Source organism: Pseudomonas sp. CM25, from assembly GCF_013179705.1.
GTDB lineage: Bacteria > Pseudomonadota > Gammaproteobacteria > Pseudomonadales > Pseudomonadaceae > Aquipseudomonas.
In genome coordinates this window covers 1-1882 of the sequence record NZ_JABMCW010000592.1, presented here as the reverse complement: position 1 = coordinate 1882, position 1882 = coordinate 1, and the positions used below count along the sequence as shown (strand labels likewise).

2 protein-coding genes are annotated in these 1882 nt (G+C 64.1%); both read left to right on the top strand.

Features of this window, described 5'->3' with window-relative positions; genetic code table 11:
• A partial coding sequence (locus HP546_RS29775; RefSeq protein WP_256678574.1) for an ATP-binding protein occupies window positions 1-390 on the top strand: 390 nt, incomplete at its 5' end.
• Window positions 387-1823, top strand: a complete 1437-nt coding sequence (gene ntrC, locus HP546_RS29770; RefSeq protein WP_172233324.1) for a nitrogen regulation protein NR(I) — start codon at window positions 387-389, stop codon at window positions 1821-1823. The genes HP546_RS29775 and ntrC, both read left to right, overlap by 4 nt.
• The last annotated feature ends 59 nt before the right edge of the window (window positions 1824-1882 follow it).

Here is a 1882-nt window from a genome sequence, read left to right as displayed (position 1 = left end):
GATGTACTGATCGACAGTGAGCAGATGATCCAGGCCGTACTCAACATCGTGCGCAACGCCATGCAGGCCATCAGCTCGCAGAATGAGCTGCGCCTGGGCCGCATCACTCTGCGCAGCCGCGCCCTGCGCCAGTTCACCATCGGCCATGTGCGTCATCGCCTGGTGGCACGGGTGGAGATCATCGACAACGGCCCGGGCATTCCCTCGGAACTGCAGGACACCCTCTTCTATCCCATGGTCAGCGGCCGCCCGGACGGTACCGGGCTGGGCCTGGCCATTACCCAGAACATCATCAGCCAGCACCAGGGCCTGATCGAGTGTGAAAGCCATGCCGGCCACACCGCCTTCTCGATCTACCTGCCCCTGGAACAAGGAGCCACCGCCTCATGAGCCGAAGTGAAACCGTATGGATCGTCGACGATGATCGTTCCATCCGCTGGGTCCTGGAAAAAGCCCTGCAACAGGAAGGCATGACCACCCAGAGCTTCGACAGCGCAGACGGTGTGATGGGGCGCCTGGCACGCCAGCAGCCGGACGTGATCATTTCCGACATCCGCATGCCCGGCGCCAGCGGCCTGGACTTGCTGGCGCAGATACGCGAGCAGCACCCGCGCCTGCCGGTCATCATCATGACCGCGCATTCAGACCTGGACAGCGCTGTGGCGTCGTACCAGGGCGGTGCCTTCGAATACCTGCCCAAGCCGTTTGATGTGGACGAGGCTGTCTCGCTGGTCAAACGCGCCAACCAGCATGCGCAGGAGCAACAAGGGCTGGATGTGCCGCAGAACCTGGCACGCACCCCGGAGATCATCGGTGAAGCACCGGCGATGCAGGAGGTGTTCCGCGCCATTGGCCGCCTCAGCCATTCCAACATCACTGTGCTGATCAACGGTGAATCGGGTACCGGTAAAGAGCTGGTCGCCCACGCCCTGCACCGCCACAGCCCGCGCGCAGCATCGCCGTTCATTGCCCTGAACATGGCGGCCATCCCCAAGGACTTGATGGAGTCCGAGCTGTTCGGCCATGAAAAGGGCGCCTTCACCGGGGCGGCCAACCTGCGCCGCGGCCGTTTCGAACAAGCGGACGGCGGTACGCTGTTCCTTGACGAGATTGGCGACATGCCCGCCGACACCCAGACCCGCCTGCTGCGGGTGTTGGCCGATGGCGAGTTCTACCGGGTGGGCGGCCACGTGCCGGTCAAGGTCGATGTGCGCATCATCGCCGCTACCCACCAGAACCTGGAGTCGCTGGTGCAGGCTGGCAAGTTTCGCGAGGACTTGTTCCACCGCCTGAACGTGATCCGCATTCACATTCCGCGCCTGGCCGACCGCCGCGAAGACATTCCCACCCTTGCACGCCACTTCCTGGCCCGCGCGGCCCAGGAGCTGGCCGTCGAGCCAAAGGTCCTGAAGCCGGAGACCGAAGAGTTCATCCGTAACCTGCCATGGCCGGGTAACGTGCGGCAGATGGAGAACACCTGCCGGTGGATCACCGTGATGGCCTCCAGCCGCGAAGTGCTGATCGGTGACCTGCCGCCCGAGCTGCTGAACCTGCCGCAGGACGCCGCGCCGGTGACCAACTGGGAGCAGGCCCTGCGCCAATGGGCTGACCAGGCGCTGGCCCGTGGGCAGACCAACCTGCTGGACAGCGCGGTACCGAGCTTTGAGCGGATCATGATCGAGACGGCGCTCAAGCACACCGCCGGGCGGCGCCGGGATGCCGCACTGTTGCTGGGGTGGGGACGCAATACCCTGACGCGCAAGATCAAGGAGCTGGGAATGAATGTGGCGGGTGGGGATGATGAGGAAGGTGAAGACCATTAATCCTTGACGACCTGAACTGACGCATTCGCGGGTGAACCCGCGAATGCGTTTGTGGCGCA